This window comes from Sphingopyxis sp. EG6, from assembly GCF_003609815.1.
GTDB lineage: Bacteria > Pseudomonadota > Alphaproteobacteria > Sphingomonadales > Sphingomonadaceae > Sphingopyxis.
In genome coordinates, this window is the sequence record NZ_AP017603.1 from 2,755,070 (window position 1) to 2,773,455 (window position 18,386).

The 18,386-nt window shown below is 65.6% G+C and carries 21 protein-coding genes; 6 read left to right on the forward strand and 15 right to left on the reverse strand.

Annotated elements, in window-relative coordinates; genetic code table 11:
• Positions 1-64: 64 nt before the first annotated feature.
• The 3 genes from SPYCW_RS13335 to mnmA all read right to left on the reverse strand — a co-directional run bounded on the left by SPYCW_RS13335 (position 65) and on the right by mnmA (position 2,665).
• Complete coding sequence (locus SPYCW_RS13335; RefSeq protein WP_120217180.1) at positions 65-757, reverse strand: DsbA family oxidoreductase; 693 nt, start codon at positions 755-757, stop codon at positions 65-67.
• A 264-nt stretch (positions 758-1,021) separates the two neighbouring features.
• A complete protein-coding gene (locus SPYCW_RS13340; RefSeq protein ID WP_120217181.1) occupies positions 1,022-1,459 on the reverse strand; it encodes a hypothetical protein in 438 nt (145 codons plus the stop codon).
• Positions 1,460-1,525: 66 nt separating this feature from the next.
• A complete protein-coding gene (mnmA, locus tag SPYCW_RS13345) occupies positions 1,526-2,665 on the reverse strand; it encodes a tRNA 2-thiouridine(34) synthase MnmA (protein WP_443029443.1) in 1,140 nt (379 codons plus the stop codon).
• Positions 2,666-2,809: 144 nt separating this feature from the next.
• Here mnmA and SPYCW_RS13350 point away from each other — a divergent pair, with 144 nt between their 5' ends.
• From SPYCW_RS13350 to SPYCW_RS13360, 3 genes are all read left to right on the forward strand, one after another.
• A complete protein-coding gene (locus SPYCW_RS13350; RefSeq protein WP_120217182.1) occupies positions 2,810-3,190 on the forward strand; it encodes a hypothetical protein in 381 nt (126 codons plus the stop codon).
• 2 nt (positions 3,191-3,192) lie between these two features.
• Positions 3,193-3,492, forward strand: coding sequence for a CtrA inhibitor SciP (gene sciP / locus SPYCW_RS13355; RefSeq protein WP_120218304.1), 300 nt, complete (start codon positions 3,193-3,195; stop codon positions 3,490-3,492).
• A gap of 183 nt (positions 3,493-3,675) precedes the next feature.
• Positions 3,676-3,948, forward strand: coding sequence for a hypothetical protein (locus SPYCW_RS13360; RefSeq protein WP_120217183.1), 273 nt, complete (start codon positions 3,676-3,678; stop codon positions 3,946-3,948).
• 219 nt (positions 3,949-4,167) lie between these two features.
• Here the strand turns inward: SPYCW_RS13360 and SPYCW_RS13365 are convergent, their stop codons facing one another.
• Positions 4,168-4,815 carry a GNAT family N-acetyltransferase gene (locus tag SPYCW_RS13365; protein ID WP_232014713.1) on the reverse strand — a complete coding sequence of 216 codons (648 nt, stop codon included), beginning with the start codon at positions 4,813-4,815 and terminating at the stop codon, positions 4,168-4,170.
• A 155-nt stretch (positions 4,816-4,970) separates the two neighbouring features.
• Here SPYCW_RS13365 and SPYCW_RS13370 point away from each other — a divergent pair, with 155 nt between their 5' ends.
• Positions 4,971-5,324, forward strand: coding sequence for a helix-turn-helix domain-containing protein (locus SPYCW_RS13370; protein ID WP_172595499.1), 354 nt, complete (start codon positions 4,971-4,973; stop codon positions 5,322-5,324).
• On the opposite strand, the gene SPYCW_RS13375 is transcribed toward SPYCW_RS13370, so the two are convergent.
• The 7 genes from SPYCW_RS13375 to SPYCW_RS19035 form a co-directional block, all read right to left on the reverse strand.
• Positions 5,311-6,243, reverse strand: coding sequence for an alpha/beta hydrolase family protein (locus tag SPYCW_RS13375; protein ID WP_232014714.1), 933 nt, complete (start codon positions 6,241-6,243; stop codon positions 5,311-5,313). The two genes, SPYCW_RS13370 and SPYCW_RS13375, sit on opposite strands and share 14 nt — an antisense overlap.
• A gap of 5 nt (positions 6,244-6,248) precedes the next feature.
• Positions 6,249-8,072: a translation elongation factor 4 gene (gene lepA / locus SPYCW_RS13380; protein WP_120217186.1), complete on the reverse strand. Its 1,824-nt coding sequence runs from the start codon at positions 8,070-8,072 to the stop codon at positions 6,249-6,251.
• 379 nt (positions 8,073-8,451) lie between these two features.
• On the reverse strand, positions 8,452-9,012 hold the full coding sequence (locus SPYCW_RS13385; RefSeq protein WP_120217187.1) for a TIGR02391 family protein: 561 nt from the start codon (positions 9,010-9,012) through the stop codon (positions 8,452-8,454).
• Entirely contained in the window at positions 8,993-9,691 is a 699-nt protein-coding gene (locus tag SPYCW_RS18835) for a hypothetical protein (RefSeq protein ID WP_145985990.1), read from the reverse strand. Before SPYCW_RS18835 ends, SPYCW_RS13385 begins: the two co-directional genes overlap by 20 nt.
• A 471-nt stretch (positions 9,692-10,162) precedes the next feature.
• Positions 10,163-11,062, reverse strand: coding sequence for a transposase (locus tag SPYCW_RS13400; protein ID WP_197715642.1), 900 nt, complete (start codon positions 11,060-11,062; stop codon positions 10,163-10,165).
• Between the two features lie 92 nt (positions 11,063-11,154).
• Positions 11,155-12,183, reverse strand: coding sequence for a HEAT repeat domain-containing protein (locus SPYCW_RS13405; protein ID WP_120217190.1), 1,029 nt, complete (start codon positions 12,181-12,183; stop codon positions 11,155-11,157).
• 71 nt (positions 12,184-12,254) lie between these two features.
• Positions 12,255-12,401: a hypothetical protein gene (locus tag SPYCW_RS19035; protein WP_172595501.1), complete on the reverse strand. Its 147-nt coding sequence runs from the start codon at positions 12,399-12,401 to the stop codon at positions 12,255-12,257.
• 164 nt (positions 12,402-12,565) lie between these two features.
• Between SPYCW_RS19035 and SPYCW_RS13410 the strand changes: the two genes are divergently transcribed.
• On the forward strand, positions 12,566-13,516 hold the full coding sequence (locus SPYCW_RS13410) for a WD40 repeat domain-containing protein (protein ID WP_172595502.1): 951 nt from the start codon (positions 12,566-12,568) through the stop codon (positions 13,514-13,516).
• A gap of 232 nt (positions 13,517-13,748) precedes the next feature.
• Here the strand turns inward: SPYCW_RS13410 and SPYCW_RS13415 are convergent, their stop codons facing one another.
• The 4 genes from SPYCW_RS13415 to argH form a co-directional block, all read right to left on the reverse strand.
• The gene (locus SPYCW_RS13415; RefSeq protein ID WP_120217192.1) at positions 13,749-14,537 is read right to left on the reverse strand and encodes a precorrin-2 dehydrogenase/sirohydrochlorin ferrochelatase family protein; all 789 of its coding nucleotides are present in this window, start codon (positions 14,535-14,537) and stop codon (positions 13,749-13,751) included.
• Positions 14,538-14,689: 152 nt separating this feature from the next.
• Complete coding sequence (lysA, locus tag SPYCW_RS13420) at positions 14,690-15,949, reverse strand: diaminopimelate decarboxylase (protein WP_120217193.1); 1,260 nt, start codon at positions 15,947-15,949, stop codon at positions 14,690-14,692.
• Positions 15,950-16,074: 125 nt separating this feature from the next.
• Positions 16,075-16,326: a hypothetical protein gene (locus SPYCW_RS13425; RefSeq protein ID WP_120217194.1), complete on the reverse strand. Its 252-nt coding sequence runs from the start codon at positions 16,324-16,326 to the stop codon at positions 16,075-16,077.
• Positions 16,326-17,729, reverse strand: a complete 1,404-nt coding sequence (argH, locus tag SPYCW_RS13430; RefSeq protein WP_232014715.1) for an argininosuccinate lyase — start codon at positions 17,727-17,729, stop codon at positions 16,326-16,328. Before argH ends, SPYCW_RS13425 begins: the two co-directional genes overlap by 1 nt.
• On the opposite strand from argH, the gene SPYCW_RS13435 reads away from it, so the two are divergent.
• Positions 17,701-18,321 carry a TlpA family protein disulfide reductase gene (locus SPYCW_RS13435; RefSeq protein ID WP_120217196.1) on the forward strand — a complete coding sequence of 207 codons (621 nt, stop codon included), beginning with the start codon at positions 17,701-17,703 and terminating at the stop codon, positions 18,319-18,321. The genes argH and SPYCW_RS13435 overlap by 29 nt on opposite strands.
• The last annotated feature ends 65 nt before the right edge of the window (positions 18,322-18,386 follow it).

The following is an 18,386-nucleotide window of genomic DNA, read 5'->3' on the forward strand; positions in this document are numbered from 1 at the left end:
CGATCGCGCTCGCCGACATCCTGCATTCAAAACGCTAGTCGTTCGGCGCGCCGAGGCGACGCGGTCACGCCGCCGCGGCGAGTATCTTGTTCTCGATTACCCGGATGAACACCTCGGGATCCTGCGCACCGGGAATCATCATGCGGCCGCCCAAAATGAAGGCGGGAACGCCGGTGATATTCTGGTCGGCCCAATAGGCCTCTTCGGCACGGACCATCTCGCCGAACTCGCCCGAAGCGAGGATCGCCGCGGCGCGGGTTCGGTCGAGCCCGACCGAGACGGCGACGTCGGCAAGGACCGCATGGTCGCTGACATCGCGATTGTCGGTGAAATGCGCAGCGAACAGCGCCAGCTTCAGCGCGGTCTGCACCCCGGTTGCCGCCGCTTGATCGGGTTCTTCCAGCGCCCCGGCCCAAGTCAGCAGACGGTGGGCGTCGAAACTATTGCGCATCCGGAAGCCCGATCCCCGGTTGAACTGAAAGCCAAGGTCGGCCGCGACGCCCGCCAGCTTGCCGCTGTTGGCGCGGCTCTGTTCGGCGGTAATGCCATATTTGCGCATGACGTGCGCGGCGGCATCCTCGCCTTCGGGCGGCATATCGGGGTTGAGTTCGAACGGATGCCATTGGACGCGAAAATCGAGTCGCCCAGCGAAATGCGCCATCACATGCTGGAACTTCAGCCACCCGATGATGCACCAAGGGCACATGACATCGGACACGATATCGACGCTCAGCCGCGGCACATTCGGTTCAGCCAAAGAAACTCTCCCGTGCCGCGCGGTCAATCGACCGATCGGCGATCCTTGCCGGAGCGCCGGTCGGCCTTGCGCCGCTCTGGCCCCTTATAGCCGGGATCCTCGGCAACGCGCCTGTCCGTCGACCGCCTGTCCGACGGTGCTCGCTTCTCATCATCGACTGCCATACGCTTCGTCCACCGTGAAAGGGAAAAGAAGCAACCCGGTGGGCATTAGCTCATAGAATGGCTCAAAACACAACAACCGACCCGGATTCGCGGTCACCGATCAGAGGGGTGTATCGTCCAGGCCGCCGCTATCGCCCACCACGACCGGTGCTTCGGCGGGCCGCGACAAGGCCCACCAGCTCGCCAGCATCAGCACGACCGTCAAAGCTTCGACGATCATGCCCTGAATAATGCCCCAATTGGTCGGATCGCCCATGGCCGCACCGATCAGACGACCGGCGAGCGCCGTACCAAATAGCGCCGCCGGCACCAGCAAGGCGCGTACCCACCCGGGCACCAGGGCGCCCAGCACCGCCGCACCCGACGCCACAATGAAAAAGGCCGACAGGTCGGCGCGCAGTGTGTTGATCGCCACCCCGGTGATCGAGAAGTTGAACGTCTCCGAATAGCTCGCCGGGTCGATGACGCCGCGCAAACCCACGATGGCAAAAAAGGCAGCCCACAGCAGCACCGCGCCGCGCCAGATCCAGTTGGTCATGTTCGTCTCCCCATTCCTGTCGTCCAAGCTGAACCAACAGGCGGGAATGTCAATGGTTGCGAGGGCTTAGGTTGCGTCGGCGGCAAAAGTCTCTTCGATCCAGCCACCACCCAGCACGCGGCTTGCGTCGGCAGCGTCGTAAAGCACCGCGGCCTGTCCCGGCGCGACGCCGAATTCGGGCGCAGCAAAGATCAGCCGGTCGCCGACCACCCGCGCCGGTACCGGCCGCGCCATGCTGCGAACCTTGGCCAGCACCGTGCGGTCATCGACATTGCCCAGCCAGTTCGCCTCGCCCAGCCGCGCCGCTGCTACCGCGAGCGCGCGGCGCGGCCCGACAATCACCTGCTTTGCCGCAGCATCCAGCCGCACGACATAGAGCGGCTCCGCCTGTCCGCCGATGTCGATCCCGCGCCGCTGGCCGACGGTATAGTGGATAAGCCCCTTGTGCGCGCCCAATACGGTGCCGTCGACATGAACGATCTCGCCCTGATCATCGGCTTCAGGACGCAGCTTGCGGACCAGCGTTGCGTAATCGCCGTCGGGAACGAAGCAGATGTCCTGACTATCGGGTTTGCCCGCGACCCCCAGCCCCAGCTCGCGCGCGATCTCGCGCACCACGCTCTTTTCCAGCCCGCCCAAGGGGAAGCGCAAAAAGTCGAGCTGCGCCTGCGTCGTCGCGAACAGAAAATAGCTCTGGTCGCGCGCCGGATCGACCGCGCGGTGCAGTTCGGCGCCGTTCGGCCCGATCATGCGGCGGACATAATGGCCGGTCGCCAGACAATCGGCACCGAGTTCCCTTGCCAGCGCGAACAGGTCGGTGAACTTGACCCCCATGTTGCAGCGCACGCACGGAATCGGCGTCCGACCGGCCAGATATTCGTCGGCGAACTGATCGATTACCGTGTCTCGAAAACGGCTTTCATGGTCATAGACGTGATGCGCAAAGCCCAGTCGGTCGGCGACCGCCCGCGCATCGCGAATATCCTGTCCAGCGCAGCAGGCACCGACGCGCTTTGCCTTCGCACCATGGTCATATAGTTGCAGCGTGACGCCGATGACCTCGGCCCCCGACCGCGCCGCCAGCGCGGCGACGACGCTCGAATCGACTCCGCCCGACATCGCGACCACGATTCGGCGATCCTTCAACGGCGCTGCCAGTTGAAAGTCGGCCTGAGCCAGTCCGACGTTAGAAATCATCGTTGCCATGATGCGCGCCATCTAGGGACGCCAACCCAAAAAATCCAGCTTTTCCGCCGCAGCTGTCAAGATATTGACGGGGGTTAAGCTTCGCTAACAAGGCATGAAATGGGCATTTACGTGACCTTAGGCGGTCCGCGCTAGACCAGCATCATGAATGTCGCACCGTCCGAATTCCCGCGCCTTGCCGGTGCGGCCAGACTGTCGAAGCCCGGCTTTGACATCATCCTGGCCGTGTCGAGCGCGCGGCAGGCAGCGCAGCCGACCGTGCGGTTGTTGCAGGCGGATGCGAATCGCCGGGCGCATGCGGAAACGCTTAACGCGCTGCGTCACACGCTCGGCGGATCGCGCCGCGCGCCGGAACAAAAAGCGCTGCGTGTCGTTCGTTTCTTCGACCTGTCGGACGGAGCGAACGCTCTGCCCGAAACTATGAACGGCCTGTTTACCAGAGGATTTCAGCCGATGTTGAGCCCCTCTGTTTTAGAGACAAATGCGTCGGACACATTCCCCCCCGACGTCGAAACTATGGAATGAATATGATCGAGAATCAGAAAATCCGGCCGGCTCAGGTCATCGGCCCCCTCGGCGAACCGCTGACCATCGACTCGCTGCCGCCGCCGTCGACGACGCGCTGGGTCGTGCGTCGCAAGGCCGAGGTTGTCGCCGCGGTCAATGGCGGTCTTCTCAGCGTCGACGAAGCGTGCGAGCGCTACAGCCTGACGCTCGAGGAGTTTGCCGGCTGGCAACGCTCGATCGATCGCAGCGGCATGCCGGGGCTGCGCGTCACGCGCATCCAGCATTACCGCGATCTGTACGAGCGTCAGCAGCGCTTCTGACCGCGGTCGCGCAGAAATCAGGCGAAAGAGGGCGCTTCGGCGCCCTCTTTTTTTCCGCTTCGACCGTGACCAGCCTGCGAGGCGCGACAAATCCACAGCATTTCGGCAATTTGACGTTTTCGTTGCAACCCTATTGTTCACCCCGCGTTAAGCCCCGGAGTCAACTTTGGGAGTCACTCGATTATGCGTAAGATGTTCATTGCCCTCGCCGCCACCTCGGCCCTCGCTCTCGGTGCCTGCCAGAGCCCCGCTGCCGACAAGGTCGAAGATCAGGCCGAAGCGCAGGCCGACGTGATCGACGATCAGGCCGACGCCATGCCCGAAGGTCCGGCCAAGGAAGCCATGGAAGACAAGGCCGATGCTGTCGAAGCCGCTGGCGAAGAAAAGGCCAACGCCATGGACGACAATGGCGAGATCGCCCCGTCGGAAGTCGGCGCGGACCCGGCCAAGAAGTAAGGCCTGCCTTCCCTAAAGGGCAGCGCGAAGGGCGCCGGATCGATTCCGGCGCCCTTTGTCGTGTGCAACTGTAATTTTCGCGCTTTTGGCATCATGTGACGCGGGTCACCACTTTGTAATCCGATCGCGGCTATGAGAGCGGTGTGGCCGGAACGCATCTTGTTTTGCGCCACGGCCTACCTTCCCACCGCCGGTAGCGACCCCCGGCGGTGGGAGGGACTAGTTCGAAGCCCGCGAATTGCCTTCCAGCGCCTGCAGGACGTCCTGCACCCCCGGCGCGTCGGTATCGGCGCGCAGCGCGGCAAGGCCCGCTGCGACATCAAGCCGATATTCGGCGACACCGGCCGACTCGCCGGTCCATTCGGCGCCCAGCGACTTTACCAGTCGCTTCGCCGCGGCGTTTTCCGACAGCATATGCACGTCGAGCACCGACAGCCCTTCCGCCAGACAATGGACGAGCAGCGCCGCGGTCATCATCCGCGCCAACCCCTGCCCCTGGAATGCATCGACCACCGCCACCGAAAACTCGCCCGCACGGCCGCCGTCGCCATAGCGCACCGCATGAACCGCGCCGATCGCCGGTTGCCCTTCGCATTCGGTGCAGATTGCGCCCCACGCGATATGGTCGTGGCCATCGACGTCGACCAGCCGTTCGATCACCGCATCGGGCAGGACCGCCACCGGCGAAAAAAAGCGCAGATAGCGCGATTCAGCGGACAATTGGGCGATTCCGTCGCGCAGTAACTGCTCATCATCGGGTGTGATGGTGCGCAGGCAGATGACCGTGCCATCGTTGAGCGCGCTGTGCACCGCGATATCCGCGATCGCCCTTGCGCGTCGTGGCGCCTGTCCGTCCGTGGCGGTCATCGCTGCCTCCCGATCCATTACTGATAGAGGCGGCGCGCGCCGCTGGCAAATCCAGTGCGATGGGGCACCACCCGATCAGTGAGATGTTGAAAGCGGTTGGGCTTGTGAACTTCTATGATGGGGACCGTCAAAGCAAGCCGACAAGGGACCGTTTTTTGATCCATTCACCGATCGACAGCCTGATCGAAGGCGCTCCTGCGATCGAAACGCTTGGCGCTCGACTGGCACGGCTGCGACGGATGCAGGGACTGAGCAAGACCGACGTCGCCGATCGATTGGGGATCAGCATCACCGCGATCTGCCATTGGGAGCAGGATCGGTCGCGGCCAAAGGCGGTGCGTTTGCAGTCGCTATCGCAATTGTTCGGCGTGTCGACCGCCGATCTGCTGAGCGATGACGGCGTAGCGGGACGACAGAATCTCGCCGACCTGGTTGCGCGGACGCGGGCCGAGATCGCCCGCGTCGCGGGCACCAATCCGTCGAAGGTGCGGATCGTTATCGAGATGTAGGCGCGGCGGCTGGTCGGCCCAGCGCCGTCAGGATCGCGGCGCGCTGCTTGGCCCAGCTGGCGCTGTCGGGCGCGATCAGTTCGACATGCCCTTCACCCGGTGTCACCTCCATCGGGACCGTCACGCCCAGCTTTGCCATCGCGGCGCTGTAGGCGGCACCCGTCGCGGGCGGGGTCACATGGTCGCGGTCATTGTTGAACTGCATCTCGCGCGCGGTGCCGACGGGCATTTCGGGGGGCGAGGTGCGGGCATAGTCGCCGCGGGCCATCGCGGCGGGGGCGTCGGCGCCGCAGGCATGGCCGATGCTGGCCGCCCCGGCGCGCAGGTCGGGCAAGCCGCCCTGGCTGATCGCCAGATCGATGCGGATCGGGTCGGCGCCGCGCAGCGCATCGCCGGCCGCCAGCGCCGGACGCCGTGCCAGCCACAGCGCCAGATGGCCGCCCGCGCTATGGCCGATGGCGATGCGGATGCCGCCGGTGTCGAAGCCGTGCTGCGCGCCATCGGCGACGAACAGATCGGCGGCGCGAGCGACGTCTTCATAGGTTCCCGGCATCCCGCCGCCGCGGTCGACGCCGCGATATTCGATGTTCCACACGCCGACGCCGTGCGACCGCAGGTCGTCGGCGATCCAGTTCATGATGTCCCGCTCGGCGACCGACGTCTGCCAGCAGCCGCCGTGGATCATGATCACCGCGGGGTGCGGCCCCTGCCCCTTCGGCACCCAGACATCGACGATCTGGAGCGGATCCTCGCCATAGCGGATCGTCGCGTCGGACGCGGGCTTGGCGCGGGTCAAAAGGTCGGGCCAGGTCATGATCGGCTTGTCGTTCAACGCCGCATCCTCATTCGCTTGCCCGACCGATGCGGGAACGCAGGCGGCGAGCAGCAGCGCCAGCGCCGCGACACCCGCTTTCGCCAAACTGATCAGGCGTCGTCGCCCATCCGCAGTGCGGCGATGAACGCCTCCTGCGGGATGTTCACATTGCCATACTCGCGCATCCGCTTTTTGCCCTCTTTCTGCTTTTCGAGGAGCTTTTTCTTGCGGGTCGCGTCGCCGCCATAGCATTTGGCGGTCACGTCCTTGCGCAGCGCGGCGATGGTTTCGCGGGCGATCACCTTGCCGCCGATCGCCGCCTGGATCGGGATCTTGAACATGTGGCGCGGGATCAGGTCCTTCAGCCGCTCGCACATGCCGCGGCCGCGGCTTTCCGCCGATCCCCGGTGAACGATCATCGACAGCGCATCGACCGGCTCGTTGTTGACGAGGATGCTCATCTTGACGAGGTCGCCGGGGCGGTGGCCGATCTGGTGATAGTCGAACGACGCATAGCCGCGGCTGATGCTCTTCAGCCGGTCGTAGAAGTCGAACACCACTTCGTTGAGTGGCAGTTCATAGGTGATCTGCGCGCGGCCGCCGACATAGGTCAGATTCTTCTGGATGCCGCGGCGGTCTTGACACAGTTTCAGGATCGGCCCCAGATAGTCGTCGGGGACGTAGATCACCGCCTCGATCCACGGCTCCTCGATCTCGTCGATGCGGTTGGGGTCGGGCATGTCGGCGGGATTGTGGAGCTCGATCTCCTTCGCCGCCTCATTCTTGGTGTGGCTGAGCTTCAGCTTATAGACCACCGACGGCGCGGTGGTGATGAGGTCGAGGTCATATTCGCGGGAGAGCCGCTCCTGGATGATCTCCAGATGGAGCAGGCCAAGGAAGCCGCAGCGGAAGCCGAAACCGAGCGCCGCCGAGCTTTCCATCTCGAACGAGAAGCTCGCGTCGTTCAGCCGCAGCTTCTGGATGCTCTCGCGCAGTTTCTCGAAGTCGTTCGCGTCGGTCGGGAACAGGCCGCAGAAGACGACCGGCTGGACTTCCTTGAACCCCGGCAGCGGCGCCGCGGCGGGTTTCTTGGCGTCGGTCACCGTATCGCCTACGCGCGCCTGCGCGACGTCCTTGATCTGCGCGGTGATGAAGCCGATCTCGCCCGGGCCGATCTCGGTCAGCTCCTCGCGCTTCGGCGTGAAACAGCCGACGCGGTCGATCAGATGGGTGGTGCCCGCCTGCATGAACTTGATCTGCTGGCCTTTTTTCAGCACCCCGTCGATGACGCGGACGAGGATGACGACGCCGAGATAGGGGTCGTACCAGCTGTCGACGAGCATCGCGGTCAGCGGTGCATTGGCGTCGCCCTTCGGCGGCGGGATGCGCGTGACGATCGCCTCCAGCGCCTCCTCGATCCCGATCCCCGACTTCGCCGAGGCGAGCACCGCATCGTCGGCGGGCAGCCCGATGATGTCCTCGATCTCGGCCTTCACCTTGTCGACATCGGCGGCGGGCAGGTCGATCTTGTTGATCACCGGCACGATTTCATGGTCGTGCTCGATCGACTGATAGACGTTGGCGAGCGTCTGCGCCTCGACCCCCTGCGCCGCATCGACGACGAGCAACGCGCCCTCGCACGCCGCAAGGCTGCGCGACACTTCATAGGCAAAGTCGACGTGGCCGGGCGTGTCCATGAGGTTGAGCTCGTAGGTCTCGCCGTCCTTCGCGGTATATTTCAGGCGCACCGTCTGCGCCTTGATCGTGATCCCGCGCTCTTTCTCGATGTCCATATTATCAAGCACTTGCGCCGACATTTCGCGCGCGGTCAGGCCGCCGGTGAACTGGATCAGCCGGTCGGCGAGCGTCGACTTGCCATGGTCGATGTGCGCGATGATCGAAAAATTGCGGATGTGGGACAAGGGCGTGGTCATGCGCGGCGCCCTAGCAGGGGTTTGCGGCGCTGTCAGCAAGCTCTTAAAGCCACAAAAGCCCCGCATAAGGGCATCGGATTTGTGTCCTTTGTGGCTTTAGCGATCTAAAGTTCAGGAAAGTTCAGCCCAACGAAACACCCGGCAAGCGCCGCCGAAGGTCGCAAAGGTCACCCACAATGCGCGCGGGCGGAACATCGCAAAGGTCGCGCGCGGGCGCGATGTTTGGCGCGCGGGAAGCAGCGGGTTCGGACGAGTCAAAGAGCCAGATCGCGAGGGTGGCATGGCGGAATAATGTAGGAAAGCGGTTTTTTCTTACCCATGCTTCGTCCAGTATCGCGGGACTTGCTCGGCTATGTGCCGCAGCGAAGGACGCCCCAATCTATTGAGACTTATCGGCTTTGCCGACATCGTTATCCGCAGCCTTTGCCTTACGCAGCAAGTGCTGGGCAAATACGATCAATTCCAGCGCTACCTCGGGATCTTCGACCCACCCAAATTCATGTGTTGTCGGATTCCTGATGCCCAACATTGCACCTGAAAATAGCCGATGATAACCCTTCTGCTCATCCATCTGAGATGCTGTTTTCATCCCCGTCCAGCGAAGATAGGGCGCATTGGGCGCAAACACCTGATCCATTAGCGTGGTCCCTTTTTGAGAAATAGATGGGACACGGCTCGCGACAAAGTTATCTACTGCCTTATACGCTTCGGCGACTGCCAAATTATAATGTCCAGATGCAAACAAGTCGGCTGCCACGCTTTGAACCTCAGCCTCTGTTATCAATCGCGAAAAGACGCTCGCCGGCTCGGATCCCTCGGTGGTGGGAGACGGTAGCGCGAGCATCCGCGGAGCCGGAAGGGCCAACACTGATCGCGCGAGCCCAACTTCAAGTAAATGCTCTTGGAACCTTCGGATCCCGTCAAGTATCCGGAGCGTCATATAGATAGCGCCTCATAGCTTGGAAAATCGATTCAATCTGCTCACTACCGGCGTCGGCACTAATATGGATCTGGACGTTGACATTCAGAGGGAGCGTTTCGACACCTCCTTTTGTGCGGCGCACGTCTTTATCATGATTATCCTGCCTCGACTGATCGTCACGGGCCGCCGCTTCCCGTTTCGGCTTCACCATCTGTTGCCCCTTTGCTTGCCGAGGCTTAGAGTTCGACTCAGGGGAAGCCTTGGAGGTTGGCTTCGGCGCCTCATTGGGCGTAAGGCTTGCAAGCAGAAGATATGTTGCAGCCTTGTTGCCCGCTGCTCCCTGTCCCAAGCCTTCCCGAAGAAACCACGATACGACTTTCTGACGTTCGGCGTCCCCAGGTGGCGCTAGATGGCGCAGGCCTTCCGGATATACGTCCTCAATAATTTCAGTTACGGCTTCGGCGTAGCTTTCATCCAGCCGCCATTTTTGAGCAAGCGGCGACGCTTTGCTTTCATCCGTGAGGATTCCCACACTCTTAAGTTCATTTATGTACGCGCGCGACGCCGCTTCTTGAACGCCGAGTTGCACGCCAAGCAGTCGTTCATCTATCGTTGCTGAAGGGGTTTTCTGCAGTATTGCACGAACACCCCACCACACGGTGCTCGGAATTTGGGGGTAACGAGCCTTGTCAGCCATTGTGGATCTCCTTTGTGTGAGGTGTACCACAAAACAAGATGATCGATAAGAAAAAATCATTTTATATATATCAAATAGTTAAACTTATTATATTCCCTCTGAGTTTATCTGTGTAGGTCAATCCATACGCCGATCGCGACTCGTTCTTGTTATATTCCACGCCACGTTCGCGTTACCATTATGGCGGGTATGACTGGCGGAGTATGCGAAGCTGTCCGATGCGAACGCGCGCGGATCCCTCTCCCCTGACCTCGCCAGTAAAGGGCTAGGGGTTTGATCCTCCCTGTCGCGTAGCGATGGGGAGGGGGAGTGCAGGGTTGGATTGCCCCCGGCAATCCAAGTCCAGTCCGGGGGACTGGACGACCCGGCACTCTTGCGAAGCAAGGGGTGGAGGGGCCGCGATGGCAGCGTCATCGCCCCTCCGTCAGCGCTGCGCGCTGCCACCTCCCCATGGCTTGGCCACAGGGAGGATCATTCTGCCAACCACCGCCGACAATCATCCCGCACCCGTGCGTCCGCATCGCGCAGCCCGCGTTCGAGCACCGCCGCCCTGCCCTCGCCTTCCGTCGCCGCCGCAAGTGCGGCGATCGCGTTGGCGCGGACGCGGGGGACGGGGTGCACCTTCGCGAAGTGGGCGGCGATGTCGTGGGCGTCGTCGCTGAGGTGCACCGCGCAGCGCAGTAGCATTTCGCTGCTCGTCAGCGTCGGGCGCTTGGCGATCGTGCCGCGTCCGTCCGCTTTCTGGCCGAGATCGACGATATATTGGTTGCGCCAGGGGACATGGTCGCCCTCGTCCATGATGTTGAGGCTGACCGACAGGCTTTCGGGCGGGAGCTGGCGGTGGATGTCGCGGTGGGCGCGGTAGAGCATCATTTTGCCTTCGCTGAGCTGGCTACGCTCGACGAATTTGAGGGTCAGCGGTTCGCCGCGGCGCCCGTCGACTGTGTCCGGATCAACTTCATAATAGTCGCTGACATAGCCGGGACCGAAATAGCCGATGGTGAGAAAGCTGAAATTATGGTCGTGCGCGACGCCGTAGGAGAAGGCCGCGGGGCCGCTCGCGGTGGTGACGGCGTCGCCTGCGGCGGGCCAGAGGTTGGCGCGGAGGTAGAAACCGCGCGGGCTGCGGTGGAGGAGGAAGACCTGCGCCGAATAGCGGTTGATTTCGAGCTGGTCGGCATAGCTGGCCTTCAGCGCGGCGATGACGCGGTCGGCGAGGAACGCGCGGTTGCGTTGCAGCCCCGCGAGGAGGGTGGCGCAGCGGGCGATGCTGGCTTCGTCGGTGAGGTCGACGCCGTGCTGCTCGAGGGTGGCGGTGACTTCGGTCAGGGTGAGCGGGGGGCCGGGGGGCGGGGTTATGGCGCGGGGCATGGGCGGCTTTCCGAAAGCCCCTCCCCTTCAGGGGAGGGGTTGGGGTGGGGGTGGCGGCCAAGCGCAAGGCCGCTGGCCCCCACCCGCTGCGACTAGCGAACAAGTTCGTAAGTCTCGCTGCCCCTCCCGCATGCGGGAGGGGGTGGAAAAAGCCTCAGCGTGGCTTGCGCAGCGGCGCGGACTTCGGGGTGGGGGTCATGCGCCGCCATGCGGGTGAGCGGGGCGCGAGCGGCGGCGGGGTCGAGCGCGACCAGTTCGCGCATGGCGTGCCAGCGCGCGGCGAAATCGGCGCTGTGGGTTTCGGCCTCGAACAGCGGCGCGGCGTCGGCGCGGCCAAGGTGGCGGAGCAGGGTCAGCGCCATGGCGCGAAAGCTGCTGTCGCGGCGGGACGCGCTGACGTGGAGGAGGCGGCCGGTGGCGGCGTCGTAGCTGCGGATCGGCAGGCGCGACGGCGGCTGGACGGCGAGTTCGAGGAGGAGCGTGTCGCGACAGCCGGGGATGAGCGCGAAGCTTTGCCGCGCGGTGTCGAGGTGGAGCGTCTCGCCGCGGTGCAGCGGGCGCGGCGCGGTGGTGTGGCAGGGCGCGGCGGCGCGCGCGGTGAAGGCGCCGGCTTCCTCGGCGGGGGTGACCGCAACGCGGTGCTCGCAGAGCTGCGCACCGCCGCTGACGAGGATGTGAAGCGCGGCGCGGCCGGGGACGAAGATCGCGGGCGCGGCGGGCGCCGCCGGGCGCGGCGCGGCGGGCCACAGGCGGAGGGTCAGGCGGATGCCGCCGCGATCGGCGAGGACGAGGCCGCCGGGCGCATCGCCTGCCCCGCCGCCCTCGCCGCCCCCGAAGGCGCGGAGCGGCGGGCGCGCGAAGGGGTCAGTGCGGAGCAGCGCGAGCGCGCTGGCGAGGCGGGCGGCGAGCCAGCCTGGGTCGGTGAGCCACGGGAGCAATGCGGCGATCGCGGCGTCGGCGGGGGCGTCCGCCTGCGCATCGATGGCGGCGAGCAGGCCGTCGGGGGCGGTATCGATGGCGGTCCATGCGGCGGCGAGTTCGCTCACCGCGTGGCGGATCGCCGTGCGGCGCGCGGGGTCGGCGCGGGGGAAATGATCGTGGCGCGAGGCGCGGGCGGGCATTTTGGCAGGAGCGAAAGGGCGATGCGCGGGAAAGGACGGGCGGCGACCCGCTGCCCCTTCCCGCCGCTTCGTCAGTCGTGGATGATCAGCGCGATGGTGACCGCGATCTCGAACACCGACGGCCCCGACGAGGCGCTGTCCCCGGCGAGCGAGCCGAACAGCCCGACCGCGGTGTCGAGCAAGGGCAGCGCGTCGATGTCGATGGCTGGCAGACCCATATGTTTCTCCTGTGGTGACCGGCGGCGCGACCTGCCGCCGGGGTGCAGGGTTAGGAAGCGGCGCCCCGTGCGCCAGTTAACTTGTCGTAATGTCGCTGGTCGAAGGCGGCTTGCCCGCGCGCGACGGCGGCATAGGATGGCGGAAACGAACCGGGAGATTTGCCATGCGCCGCACGATTGCCACCACGCTTGCCGCCCTGCTGCTGGCGGGGCCCGTCGCCGCCGAAACCTTGCTGTTCGGCAACAAGGGCGAAGATAGTCTGAGCCTGGTGGCGCTGGCGTCGGGCGCGGAGCTGGCGCGGCTGCCGACGGGCAAGATGCCGCACGAGATTGCAGTGTCGCCCGACGGCAGCCAAGCGGCGGTGGTCGCCTATGGCGGGACGACGATCGATGTGTTCGACGTCGCGGCGCGGACGAAGGTGAAGACGATCGACCTCAGCCCGAACCAGCGGCCGCACGGGCTGCTGTGGCTGGCCAACGGGCGGCTGGTCGCAACGACCGAGGGCAGCGAGTCGGTGGCGGTGGTGGCGACGGACGGGACGGTGACCTCGATCTCGACGGGGCAGAAGGGGACGCACATGGTCGTCGTCGCGCCCGACAACCGCACCGCCTATACCGCCAATATCGGGTCGGGGACGGTGAGCGTGCTTGACCTGAATGCGGGGACCAAGCTGCGCGACCTGGTGATCGGCGGCAAGCCCGAGGGGCTGGCGCTGGCAAAGGGCGGGCGCGAGCTGTGGGTCGGCGATCTCGATGCGCCGCGGGTGACGGTGTGGGACACCGCGCGCGGTGAGAAGCTGGCCGAGCTGCCGGTCGATCCGGTCGCGATCCGGGTGCTGGCGAGCCCCGACGGCAGGCTGATCGCGACGAGCAATATCGGTAAGGGGACGATCAGCCTGTTCGACGCCGAAACGCGCGCGCCCGTGCGGACGATCCAAGTGTCGGCGGGCGACGCGGCGCGGCAGGTGACCTTGCTGTTCAGCGCCGATTCGAAGCGGCTCTATGCCGCCGAGACGGGGGTCGACAAGGTCGCCGAGGTCGATGTGGCGAGCGGCAAGGTGCTGCGCCGGATCGCGGCGGGGAAGCAGGGCGACGGGCTGGCGATTGTGCCCTGAGGGCAGGTTTGACTAACGTCTGCTTTGGGGTGGTTAGCTGCGACGAGCTCCTCTCCCCTTGTGGGAGAGGATAGCGCAGCTTGCTCCGTCAGGAGCTAGCGAAGCTTGGTGAGGGGACGGACGCCAGCCCGCGCAAGCCCCCTCTCAACTGCGGCTAGGCAGCAAAGCTGCCAAGCCTTCGTATCTCTCCCACAAGGGGAGAGAGGAAATGACGTACGTCCACTTCCGGTCGTCAGCTGCCATTCGAAATCACCGGCATTTCCACCCACAGCGAGAGCCCCGCGGGCGGGTCGGCGGGCGGCGCATCCGCGGCATGCCGCACTGCGTCGGCGCGGGCGCGGGTGAGGATCGCGGGGGGGACCGTCGCGGGGTGGAAGATATGGTCGGCCTCGCCGAGCAGGCGCGCGGCGCGGAGGGTGAGGTCGTCGGGGTCGGGGCTGGTCAGGTGGATCGTTTCGAGGCGCGACGGCTGCGGCACCGTGTCGCTCGCCAGCCAGGCATCGACCTTGTCCGCCGCTCGGTCATCGAGCGGGTCGAGCGCGCCGCCGCTGGCAAGTGCGGCGTCGATGGCGCGGCGGCGATCGGCGGCGGCGGGCCAGCGCGCCTTCATCGCGTCGCGCGCGGCGTACAGCGCGGTCGCGAGGGCGCCGACACGCACGGGGAGCAGGGATTCGATGCGTTGGCGGACGGCTTTCGCGAGCCCCGCCGAGGCGCCGCCGGTGCCGATGGCGATGGTGACCGGCGCGCGGTCGACGATCGCGGGGGTAGTGAAATCGCAGAGGTCCGGGCGGTCGACGACGTTGACGAGCAGGCCGCGGGCGCGAAGTTCGTCGGCGGCGGCGCGGGCGGCCGTTTCATCGTCCAGCGCGACGAAGGCAATGGTGGCGCCCTGCTGCCACGCCGGGACGATGCGCCCCCCGGCGCGTTCGATCAGGCGGGCCTTGGCGGCGGCGGCCTCCCCCTCGCCCACCAGCACGACGGTGCGGCCGGTGAGGTTCAGGAAGATCGGGAGCTGGTGCATGGGCAGTCTATAGCAAGCCCCTCCCCTTTAGGGGAGGGGTTGGGGTGGGGTTTGCGGCGTAGTGCAAGGCCGATGATGCCCACCCCGCTGCGACTAGGCAGCAAGCTGCCAAGTCTCGCTGCCCCTCCCCTGAAGGGGAGGGGATAGCCTGTTCAATCGATCCAGTCCGGCACGCGTTCCGCCGCCATGATCGTGCTGGCGGCGATGCGGTCGGCGACTTTGACGTAGCGATCGCCATCGACCAGCACTTCGGGGACCAGGCTGCGGCTGTTGTAGGTCGAAGCCATCGTCGCGCCATAGGCGCCCGCAGTGCGGAACACCGCGAGGTCGCCGGGTTCGACCGCATCGGTCACGCGGTCGCGCGCGAAGGTGTCGCCGGTTTCGCACACCGGGCCGACGATCGAGGCGGTCATCTTGGCGCCGGTCGGCTTCACCGCGACGAAATCATGATAGGCATCGTAGAGCGCGGGGCGCGCGAGGTCGTTCATCGCTGCGTCGACGATGACAAAGGGGTTGGTCGCGCCGGGCTTGACCCAGAGAACTTCGGTCAGCAGCACCCCGGTGTTGCCCGCGATGACGCGGCCGGGCTCGAACATCAAGGTGACGTCCCAGTCCCGGGTCACGCGCGCGACCATCGCGCCATAATCGGCCATGCTGGGCGGATTATCCTCGGGCTTGTACGACACGCCGAGCCCGCCGCCGAGATCGACATGGGTGATGCTGTGTCCCGCGGCGCGCAGGTCGGCGATCAGGCGACCGAGCCGCTCGAACGCGGCCTCGAGCGGGTCGAGGCTGGTCAGCTGGCTGCCGATATGGACCGCGATGCCGCGCATCTGGAGGCCGGGAAGCGCGGCGAGGCGGTCGAACATCGCGGGGGCGACGTCGATACCGACGCCGAACTTGTTGTCGGCCTTGCCGGTCGAAATCTTCGCATGGGTGCCCGCATCGACGTCGGGATTGACGCGCAGCACGGCGCGCGCGGTCATTTCCTTCTTGAGCGCGATTTCGGCGAGCGCGACGCCTTCCGCCTCATGTTCGATGTTGAACTGGCCGATGCCGCGATCGAGGCCCAACGCGAGCTCGGCGCGGGTCTTGCCCACGCCTGAAAAGACGATGTCGTCGGGCGCCATGCCCGCGGCAATCGCGCGTTCGAGCTCGCCGCCCGAGACGACGTCGGCGCCATAACCCTGCCGCGCCAGCACGCGCAGTACGCCAAGGTTGGGGTTGCTCTTGATCGCAAAGGCGAGGTGCTTCTTTGGCACGTCCTTCAGCGCATCGCGGAATTCCTGCGCATGCGCTTCGAGCATCGCGCGCGAATAGACATAAACGGGGGTGCCGATTTCTTCGGCAAGGCGCGGCAGCGGAATATCTTCGGCGTGGAGGACGCCGTCACGAAGGGCAAATTGATCCATGGGAAAAAGTCCTAATCCTGTTCTTCCGTTCGCATCGAGCGAAGTCGAGATGCCCCTAAGGACGGAGCACGCCGATGGGTGTCTCGACTTCGCTCGACACGAACGGATCAGATAATTTGGTTAGCTCAGCCCGGAGGCGGCAAGTCGAAATCATCGGGTTCGCGTTGTTCGGACCGTTTGAGAAGTTCGTCGCTGCGCGCGGGGCGGGCCTGCGCGTCAGGCGTCGTGAGCTCCTCCGTGGTCGGGGCGCGCGTGGCGCCGACGGGGACGACCGGCGCGGGCTGGCCCGCCACCGGCTTCAGATCTTCCTTGCTGCCGCAGGCGCCGAGCAGCGCCGATGCAGCCAATGCCATGATGATGAGGCGCTTCGTCGCCATCAATTTTTTCCTTCCAGCGCGGCGCGCGCCGCCGCGATCGCCTGCCTTACCCGTTCGGGGGCTGTCCCGCCATAGCTGGTGCGGCTGGCGACCGACGCCTCGACGGTCAATGCCGCGAGCACGTCGGACGTGACCGCGGCGTGGATCGCGGCGGCATCGGCGGCGGGGAGTGCCGACAGCTCGACGCCCAGTTCCTCGGCGCGCTTGACGCAGGCGCCGACGACATGATGCGCCTCGCGAAACGGCAGTCCATTCTCGCGCACCAGCCAGTCGGCGAGATCGGTCGCGGTCGAATAGCCCGAGGCGGCGAGCGCGCGCATGCGGTCGGTGCGGAAGGTCAGGGTTTCGACCATGCCGGTCATCGCGGCGAGCGACAGCGCAAGCGCGTCGAAGGCGCCGAAGACGGTTTCCTTGTCGTCCTGCAGATCCTTCGAATAGGTGAGCGGCAGGCCTTTGACGATCACCGCGAGCCGCTGGAAGGCGCCGAGCAGCAGCCCCGCGCGCCCGCGCACCAGTTCGGCGGCGTCGGGATTGCGCTTTTGCGGCATGATCGAGCTGCCGGTCGACCAGGCGTCGGGCAGGCTGATGAAACCGAACGGCTGGCTGGCCCAGATGACGATTTCTTCGGCGAGGCGCGACAGGTGGATCGCGGCGATCGACGCGGCGGCACAAAATTCGAGGGCGAAGTCGCGATCGGACACCGCGTCGATGCTGTTCGCCATCGGGCGGTCGAAATCGAGCGCGGCGGCGGTGGCATCGCGATCGACCGGGAAGCCGGTGCCCGCGAGCGCCGCAGCGCCGAGCGGCGATTCGTTGAGGCGGCGGCGCGCGTCGGCAAAGCGGCTGCGGTCGCGGCCGAGCATCTCGACATAGGCGAGCAGATGGTGGCCGAGCGTCACCGGCTGCGCGACCTGAAGGTGGGTGAATCCGGGCATGATGCTGTCGGCATGCTCGTCGGCGCGCGCGAGCAGCGCCGCCTGCATCGCGGCGAGCCCCGCGTCGATGCGCTCGCACGCGGTGCGCGTCCACAGACGGAAGTCGGTCGCGACCTGGTCGTTGCGCGAGCGCGCGGTGTGGAGGCGCCCGGCAGCTTCGCCGACAATCTCCTTCAGCCGCGATTCGACGGTCATGTGAATATCTTCGAGCGCAAGGTCGACGGGGACGCCGTTCGCGGCAAATTCACCGGCGATCTGCGCCAAGCCGCGATCGATCTGGACCGCATCGTCGGCGCCGATGATGCCGGCGGCGCCGAGCATCGCGGCGTGGGCGCGGCTGGCGGCGATGTCCTCTTCCCACAGGCGCTTGTCGATCGGGATAGAGGCGTTAATCTCTTGCATGATCGCCGCGGGTCCGCCACCGAAGCGGCCGCCCCACATGCTGTTACTGTCCGGAGTATTCGCCATCCGCCGCGTTCCAAGCCCGTCCGTTGCAATCCTTGGCCTGCTGCTGGCCGGATCAATCGCGGGCTGCGATAGGGAAAAGGCGGGCGGCGGGCAACCCGCAGACGGCCAAGCAAATATTTCGGCGGGCCAAGCGAAGGGCGTCGGCCAGTTCGAATATATGATCGACCGCAGCCACAAGGGCGAAGCGGCGCCGACGGTGGCGTTTACCGGTCCCGACGATGCGGCGGTGACGCTGGCGGCGTTCAAGGGCAAGCCGCTGCTGGTCAATTTGTGGGCGACCTGGTGCGCGCCGTGCGTCGCGGAAATGCCGACGCTCGATGCGCTGGCGGCAGAGAGCGGCGAGGCGATGGCGGTGATCGCGGTGGCGCAGGATCTGCAAGGCGCCGAGGTCGTCGATCCATGGTTCCAGAAGGCGGGGCTGAAGGCATTGCAGCCGTATCTCGATCCCGAGAACGGGTTGCTCGATGCCGCCAACAGTGCATTGCCGACGAGCATATTTTACGATGCCGAGGGGCGCGAGTTGTGGCGCGTGGTCGGGGCGATCGATTGGCAGGGGGATGAGGCGAAGGCGTTGCTGGCGGAAGCGACTTAATCCTCCCTGTCGCGAAGCGATGGGGAGGGGGACCGTCGCCGTAGGCGATGGTGGAGGGGCAGCAC

Excerpts from the sequence above, each read along its gene's own strand:
- SPYCW_RS13435 (WP_120217196.1), top strand. The coding sequence starts at position 17,701 with ATGCTGTTACTGTCCGGAGTATTCGCCATCCGCCGCGTTCCAAGCCCG.
- mnmA (WP_443029443.1), bottom strand. The coding sequence starts at position 2,665 with ATGGCAACGATGATTTCTAACGTCGGACTGGCTCAGGCCGACTTTCAA.
- lysA (WP_120217193.1), bottom strand. The coding sequence starts at position 15,949 with ATGGATCAATTTGCCCTTCGTGACGGCGTCCTCCACGCCGAAGATATT.
- SPYCW_RS13365 (WP_232014713.1), bottom strand. The coding sequence starts at position 4,815 with ATGACCGCCACGGACGGACAGGCGCCACGACGCGCAAGGGCGATCGCG.
- SPYCW_RS13340 (WP_120217181.1), bottom strand. The coding sequence starts at position 1,459 with ATGACCAACTGGATCTGGCGCGGCGCGGTGCTGCTGTGGGCTGCCTTT.
- sciP (WP_120218304.1), top strand. The coding sequence starts at position 3,193 with ATGATCGAGAATCAGAAAATCCGGCCGGCTCAGGTCATCGGCCCCCTC.
- SPYCW_RS18835 (WP_145985990.1), bottom strand. The coding sequence starts at position 9,691 with ATGGCTGACAAGGCTCGTTACCCCCAAATTCCGAGCACCGTGTGGTGG.
- lepA (WP_120217186.1), bottom strand. The coding sequence starts at position 8,072 with ATGACCACGCCCTTGTCCCACATCCGCAATTTTTCGATCATCGCGCAC.
- SPYCW_RS13410 (WP_172595502.1), top strand. The coding sequence starts at position 12,566 with ATGCGCCGCACGATTGCCACCACGCTTGCCGCCCTGCTGCTGGCGGGG.
- SPYCW_RS13350 (WP_120217182.1), top strand. The coding sequence starts at position 2,810 with ATGAATGTCGCACCGTCCGAATTCCCGCGCCTTGCCGGTGCGGCCAGA.
- SPYCW_RS13405 (WP_120217190.1), bottom strand. The coding sequence starts at position 12,183 with ATGCCCGCCCGCGCCTCGCGCCACGATCATTTCCCCCGCGCCGACCCC.
- SPYCW_RS13400 (WP_197715642.1), bottom strand. The coding sequence starts at position 11,062 with ATGCCCCGCGCCATAACCCCGCCCCCCGGCCCCCCGCTCACCCTGACC.
- SPYCW_RS13385 (WP_120217187.1), bottom strand. The coding sequence starts at position 9,012 with ATGACGCTCCGGATACTTGACGGGATCCGAAGGTTCCAAGAGCATTTA.
- SPYCW_RS13425 (WP_120217194.1), bottom strand. The coding sequence starts at position 16,326 with ATGGCGACGAAGCGCCTCATCATCATGGCATTGGCTGCATCGGCGCTG.
- SPYCW_RS13360 (WP_120217183.1), top strand. The coding sequence starts at position 3,676 with ATGCGTAAGATGTTCATTGCCCTCGCCGCCACCTCGGCCCTCGCTCTC.
- SPYCW_RS19035 (WP_172595501.1), bottom strand. The coding sequence starts at position 12,401 with ATGGGTCTGCCAGCCATCGACATCGACGCGCTGCCCTTGCTCGACACC.
- argH (WP_232014715.1), bottom strand. The coding sequence starts at position 17,729 with ATGGCGAATACTCCGGACAGTAACAGCATGTGGGGCGGCCGCTTCGGT.
- SPYCW_RS13415 (WP_120217192.1), bottom strand. The coding sequence starts at position 14,537 with ATGCACCAGCTCCCGATCTTCCTGAACCTCACCGGCCGCACCGTCGTG.